4 protein-coding genes are annotated in these 6622 nt (G+C 45.5%); 3 read left to right on the top strand and 1 reads right to left on the bottom strand.

Going from position 1 to position 6622, the window contains the following annotated elements; all coding sequences use genetic code 11:
* Positions 1-875 (top strand): YadA family autotransporter adhesin (locus HMPREF2871_RS11850; protein WP_210392974.1); only part of this gene is annotated, 875 nt, incomplete at its 5' end.
* Positions 876-1118: 243 nt separating this feature from the next.
* Here HMPREF2871_RS11850 and dusA read toward each other — a convergent pair.
* Complete coding sequence (gene dusA / locus HMPREF2871_RS02530; protein WP_049336164.1) at positions 1119-2117, bottom strand: tRNA dihydrouridine(20/20a) synthase DusA; 999 nt, start codon at positions 2115-2117, stop codon at positions 1119-1121.
* 217 nt (positions 2118-2334) lie between these two features.
* On the opposite strand from dusA, the gene HMPREF2871_RS02525 reads away from it, so the two are divergent.
* Complete coding sequence (locus HMPREF2871_RS02525) at positions 2335-2955, top strand: L-threonylcarbamoyladenylate synthase (protein ID WP_049343882.1); 621 nt, start codon at positions 2335-2337, stop codon at positions 2953-2955.
* A 566-nt stretch (positions 2956-3521) separates the two neighbouring features.
* Positions 3522-6622 (top strand): ESPR-type extended signal peptide-containing protein (locus HMPREF2871_RS02520; RefSeq protein ID WP_283116825.1); only part of this gene is annotated, 3101 nt, incomplete at its 3' end.

Genomic DNA, 6622 nt, shown 5'->3' with positions numbered 1-6622 from the left:
TAACCATCAAAGACGGTAACGGTAACACTACTACTACTGTTGTTAAAGACGGTGCTAAAGGTGATACTGGTGCAACTGGTGCTAAAGGTGAAAACGGTAAGTCTGCTGAAGGTAAAGTTGAGCGTGATGAAGCTAAAGGTACTTCTACTATCACTATCAACAACTTCGATAAAGACGGTAAAGTCATCTCTACTACTACTGCAACCGTGAAAGATGGTAAAGACGGTAAAGATGGTAAAGATGCTGACGGCACCTTCGGTCTGGTTGACGAGACTGGTACTACTGACGGCTCTATCTCCAAAAAACTGAATAACACTATTCAGATTAAAGGTGATGCGGGTACTAAAGTCCAAGTATTCGACAAAGCAACCGGTAAGACTTCAGAGAAAGAAGTTCAAAACATCTTCGTTAAGAAAGACGGCGATGCGCTGAAAGTCAGCTTGAACCCTGATCTGACCGTTAACAGTGTTACTACTAACGAACTGAAAGCAGGTCCTGTAACCATCAACCAAGGTGGTATCGATGCCGGCAACACTACTATTAAAAATGTTGCTCCAGGTAAGAACGGTACCGATGCGGTTAACGTTGACCAGCTGAACCAAAAATTCGGCGATGTGAACAGCAATGTGAACAAAGTTGACAACAACGCCCGCGCAGGTGTGGCTCAAGCTCTGGCTACTGCCGGTCTGCCACAAGCTTACTTGCCAGGTAAGAGCATGCTGGCTATCGGTGGCGGTCACTACCGCGGTGAAACCGGTTACGCTGTCGGCTTCTCTAGCATCTCCGATGGTGGTAATTGGATCATCAAAGGTACTGCTTCCGGCAACTCACGTGGTCACTTCGGTGCTACCGCAGCAGTTGGTTACCAATGGTAATCTGACTTTCAGACGGCCTGAAAAAGTCGTCTGAAAAGACGAAGCAAAGTAAATGCGGCCTATTTAGGCCGCATTTTTTTATGCTTAGATTATGTTTTGGGTTGATTCGATGAGTTAATCGTAATAGTAGCCAAAGAGAAATGAATATATCTTTAGCAGTCTGTTGTAATTTTAAAGGCCGTCTGAAACATCATTGGATGTTTCAGACGGCCTTTCATTTATTCGCACGATATACCATTAATCTCAAATATTTGCGCGTTCGACTTCTTTCCATGCGTCTAGAATCAGGCTGCCGTCGTTGTCTTTCAGCAAAGTAGCATCTGAGAGCATACGGCGCCAAGTGCGGGCATTTTTTAGGCCGTGCATTAAGCCTAGTGCGTGGCGGACGATATGGCGCAGGATTGTGCCTCGTCCTAAGGCGATTTGTTCGCGACTGTATGCATATAGCCAAGCTGCTAAGTCTGCGTATTGGATTGGTGCGTGTGCGTCGTTGTAAAACATTGTATCCCAATCGCGCATCAGCATTGGATTGTGATAAGCCTCGCGCCCGATCATGACCCCATCGACAAATTTCAGATGTTCGGCGATTTCTTCGTTGGTAGTGATGCCGCCGTTAATCAAAATTTCCAAGTCGGGAAAATCTTGTTTTAAACGATACACGTATTCATATTTGAGTGGCGGGACTTCGCGGTTTTCTTTCGGGGATAAACCGTCCAGCCAAGCATTGCGTGCATGGACAATAAATGTGCGGCAGGCTGTTTTTTCGCGAAGTGTTCCCACAAAATCTGCTACGACTTGATATTCTGTCTGTCTGTCTACACCGATGCGGTGTTTGACCGTCACCGGAATTTCAACTGCATCCTGCATCGCATTCAAACAATCTGCCACCAAATCTACATCATTCATCAGGCAAGCGCCGAAAGCGCCTTTTTGAACGCGTGGGCTGGGGCAGCCGCAATTTAGGTTGACTTCGTTATAGCCATACGCTTCAGCCGCTTTGGTAGCGATTGCCAAGTCATGCGGATCTGAGCCGCCAAGCTGTAAAGCTACCGGTTGCTCGCCTTCGTTGAAACTCAAAAAGCGGTCTTTATCTCCGTAAACCACCGCGCCTGAATTGACCATTTCGCTATAAAGCCAAGCATTGCGTGTAATTTGTCGCGCCATAAAGCGATAGTGTCTGTCTGTCCAATCAAGCATAGGTGCGACAGACAAGCGGCGGGAAGGTAGGGAAGAAGCAGGCATTGAGATGACTTTCAAACAAAATAATGCATTATATAGCGTATTAAATTGACTTTCGATATCGGCCGGTAAATCAAAATAATATATAAGGTATCACTGGGTGCAGCCGTGTTGTAGCTGAGGCTAAATCCATTCATGGTGGTGGAAATCCAATATTCAGACGGCCAAATAAGTTTTAAAATGTCAAACAACAAACCATTAGAATGATAAGGAAAAAAACATGGCACAATTTTTCGCCATCCATCCCGATAATCCCCAAGACCGCCTCATCAAGCAAGCCGCCGATATTGTCCGCGGTGGTGGCGTTATCGTTTACCCTACGGATTCCTGCTATGCGCTAGGTTGCAAACTCGGCGACAAAAACGCGATGGAACGCATTCTCGCGATTCGTAAAATCGATCAAAAACACCATCTGACCCTGATGTGTGCCGATTTGAGCGAATTGGGTACTTATGCCAAAGTAGATAATGCCCAATTTCGCCAGCTCAAAGCAGCTACGCCCGGCAGTTATACCTTTATCCTGCAGGCAACCAAAGAAGTACCCAATCGCACGCTTCACCCAAAACGTAAAACCATCGGCCTGCGTGTTCCCGACAACGCCACTGCCTTGGCGCTTTTGCAAGAATTGGGCGAACCTATTTTAAGCTGCACCCTCATGCTGCCCGAAGACGAAGAGCCATTGACCGATTCATACGAAATCCGAGACCGTCTTGAGCATGCTGTTGATTTGGTTATTGATGGTGGCTGGTGCGGTACTGAGCCGACGACGGTTATCGATATGACCGATGGCACTGAGCTGATTCGTCAAGGCAAGGGCGATATTACCGTATTCGGTTTGTAAAACCATCCGCGTTTGTATAAGTAGGGATATGCGTATTCTTTCTATGACGTATTAAAAGCATATTGCCAATTTTATTGATAGCTCAAAAAACAAATTATTCAAGCAAGCAATTGTTCAAAATCATTTCATCAAAGGCCGTCTGAAATCTTTCAGACGGCCTTTTCCATTTTTTAGAAAACAATTCATTTTAAATAAAATTCCGAGCGATTGGCACGTTGCTTGCATGATTACTGTGATTGCTGATGACTTGTCGACGGAATACAACATTACGCTTATTAATAAAAACATGACTGGAGAACTTTTGATGATTAGTTTTTCTGTTCAAACGTCATGATTTTGTTTAAAAATTAAAGATAATCGGTTGATATTTTAGACTAGCGGATATTTTGTAAGTATGAAATACTATACCGTTGCGGGATAGTCAAAAGCCTAAATTTCGTCTCAAAGTGACAATAAACGTCAGCTTGAGACAAGCATTTTGCTGGGAAACCCCTGCATAAATTCTTAAAGTAGCGTCATGCTCATGCTCACGCTTTTACCTATCATAAAAAGAGAAAGACACACCTATGAATAAGATATTTAAAGTTGTTTGGAACCGTACGATTCAATCTTTTGTCGTAACTTCCGAATTGGCCAAAGGCCGAGTGAAATCGTCTGCAGAACAAAACAGTGCAGATGTATCTACCAAATCCGGTAAAAATGGTATTGCGACAGTTTTCAGATTGACAGTGATTTCGGCAGCTCTTTTGGGTGCAGGTAATTCGTATGCGGCAACTGCAGCACGAGGAAAAATTGAATTTGATGCTGTAACCAGTGCGACTGCGGTTAGTGGTGCAACAGCGACCGGTATTGGTGCTCTGTCAGTAGGAGCATCAGCCAATGCTACGGCTAACGGTGCAGTTGCGGTAGGTACGAGTGCAAATGCAACACATAATAACAGCCTTGCTGTTGGTACAAATGCCAAGGCTACTCAAAATCATGCTGTTGCGATGGGTGCAGATACAAGTGCAAGTAGTTCAAATGCAACAGCGATAGGTAAAAGTGCCAATGCTGTTTCTGTAGATTCAACAGCATTGGGTGCAGATTCCAAAGCAAATGGTACGCAAGCGACAGCGGTAGGTAAGAATGCTCTTGCTGATAATACGAGCACAACAGCATTGGGTAATTCGGCGCAAGCATTTGGTATAGGCTCAATGGCTTTGGGCCAATCCAGCACATCAAGAGGTCAAGACGGCATTGCAATTGGCAGCGGCAGTCAGGCTGCAGCCAATGCGCAAAATGCCATTGCAATCGGTACCAATGCAGTGGGTTATCAAAGTGAGTCTATCGCCATAGGTAATTCAGCCCAAGCTCAAACTGGAAATACCATTGCCATCGGTAAAAGTGCAGTGGCAAATTCTCCAGCTTCGGGTAATGCAGCATCAAGTGCTATTGCACTTGGTGCAGACGCGAATGCAACCGGACTTGGTACGATTGCTATTGGACGTGCATCTGGGGTTCTTTCGCAAAATATTATGAATGTGAATGTAACGCACAATAATATTGCTATTGGTAATACGGCTCGAGTAGGCGATTCAAGTAGTTCTAAGATAACTCAGTCTATTGCTATTGGTTCAGGTAACCGTGTTGATCCACAGGGCAGACCTGAGGGTGCGTGGGCAAAGGGAGACCAATCTATTGCGGTTGGCGGCAATGTCTTGGCTAATGGTAATTCATCTGTTGCTATTGGTGGTGATGATTTAGATTCGGTAGGTGGTACTCGATATTCTGGCAATGCAACGGATAAATTCATCAAATATAATGAAAAAGGTGCAAAGACCGGTGAATATACGCTGAGCGGTAAAAGTCTGCGTGATATTTATAAAGAGATGACTGGTGATACGATGTATAGCGGTTCTTATGGTAATACTATTGCCGGTCAAGGTTCTGTTGCATTAGGTGTGCAGTCTAATTCATCTGCCGATTTGTCTCTGGCTATCGGTACCAAATCTCAGGCGACTGCCTTTGGCGGTGTAGCTTTGGGTACAGGTGCAAAAGCAACTCTGCTGAACTCTGTGGCTTTGGGTACGGCTTCTAAAACCGATAAAGAAGGTCAGGCATACGTTCAACGCGAAATTATGGGTGTAACCTACACTTGGGCAGGCGGTCAAACTACCGATGCCGGTGATGTTGTGTCTGTTGGTTCTAAAGGTTACGAACGTCAAATCATCAATGTATCCCCCGGCGATATTTCTGCTACTTCTACTGATGCCATCAACGGCTCTCAACTTTATGGTGTATTGAGTGCAATTGAGCGTGTCCGCTATTTCTCTGTTAAGTCAGAAGAAGGCAAAACTGACGGTACGAAAAACTGGAACAATGACGGTGCAAAAGCAACCAATTCAATTGCTATCGGACCAAATGCGGCAACAAGCACTGGTGCGACGGGTAGTGTTTCCTTGGGTCATAATGCCAACGTACTTGGCGAAGATTCTGTTGCTGTTGGTCCAAATGCAACGGTAACTTCGGGAACTGTTGGCGCTGTTGCCTTAGGCTCTAATGCTAATTCCCGCGGTACAGGTTCTATCGCCATAGGTTTGAATACGGAAAATAATTACAATTACTCTGTAGTCGTTGGTGCTCACAGTAGAGCCAACTATGGAAATGCAACCGTTGTCGGTGCAAGGGCAGCAGCACAAAATAACGGTACGGCAATGGGCTATTTGTCAAATGCAGTCGGTGATGATTCTGTTGCAATCGGTCATCAGGCACAGACAACGCAAGCTTATTCTATCGCCATTGGTAAGCAGGCAAACAGTTCAGGCCTTTATTCCACTGCTATTGGTTCCTCAGCCCAAGCTGCCGGGCAGAATAGTTTTGCCGGCGGTAATAATGCAAAAGCGACTGGAAGCGATTCAGTTGCTTTGGGTAGTGGCGCGACGACTACGATCGGTAGCTCCGTTGCATTGGGTAATGGTGCTGTTGGCACTGCCAATAATTTTGATGCAACAGCTAAAAATGCAACATTCAAAAACGATAGTGGTACGACGACTAATGTCAGCTATGCAGCTTCTTCATCCGCTAAAACAGGCGCGGTTTCTGTAGGCAGTGCAGGCAATGAACGCCAAATCCAGAATGTTGCCGCAGGCCGTATTTCCGCCACTTCGACCGATGCGGTCAATGGTAGCCAGCTGTACACCGTTATGAACAATGTTGGACACAATATCCAACAAAACGGTACAGACAAATCTCGTATCAATAACAACGGTACAGTCAACTACGCCGATGGCAACTTGACGACTGTTGCAATCACCGATGGCGAGAATGCATCAAAAGTTCAAATCAACGTCACTCAAGGCACATTGTCTGTCGATAATAATGGCACAGTGTCCGCACCGACTGCCGGTGTAGCGACTGCCGGCGATGTTGCTAATGCCATCAATAATGCCAAAACCACAACCAAGGTGGCGGCAGGCAGTAACGCGCACGTTAATAAAACAACCTCAGGCAAAGAGACCACTTATACCGTCAGCGCAGATAAAGCAACGGTACAAGTTTCCAATGCTTTGAATTTGACTTCCAATACTACAACTGCAGCCGATGGTGCCGTCACAACTGAGTACAGTATCGATCTTGCTCAAAGTACTAAAGATAACATCCAAAAAGGTGTGGATGCCAAAACCACCGT

The organism is Neisseria sp. HMSC067G12, from assembly GCF_001812725.1.
GTDB lineage: Bacteria > Pseudomonadota > Gammaproteobacteria > Burkholderiales > Neisseriaceae > Neisseria > Neisseria perflava.
The sequence above is the reverse complement of the archived record's forward strand: the minus strand, read 5'-3'. Positions and strand labels throughout refer to the sequence as shown.

What these genes read in the sequence shown, in the direction of transcription:
- dusA (WP_049336164.1), bottom strand. Translation starts at nt 2,117, where the DNA reads ATGCCTGCTTCTTCCCTACCTTCCCGCCGCTTGTCTGTCGCACCTATG.
- HMPREF2871_RS02525 (WP_049343882.1), top strand. Translation starts at nt 2,335, where the DNA reads ATGGCACAATTTTTCGCCATCCATCCCGATAATCCCCAAGACCGCCTC.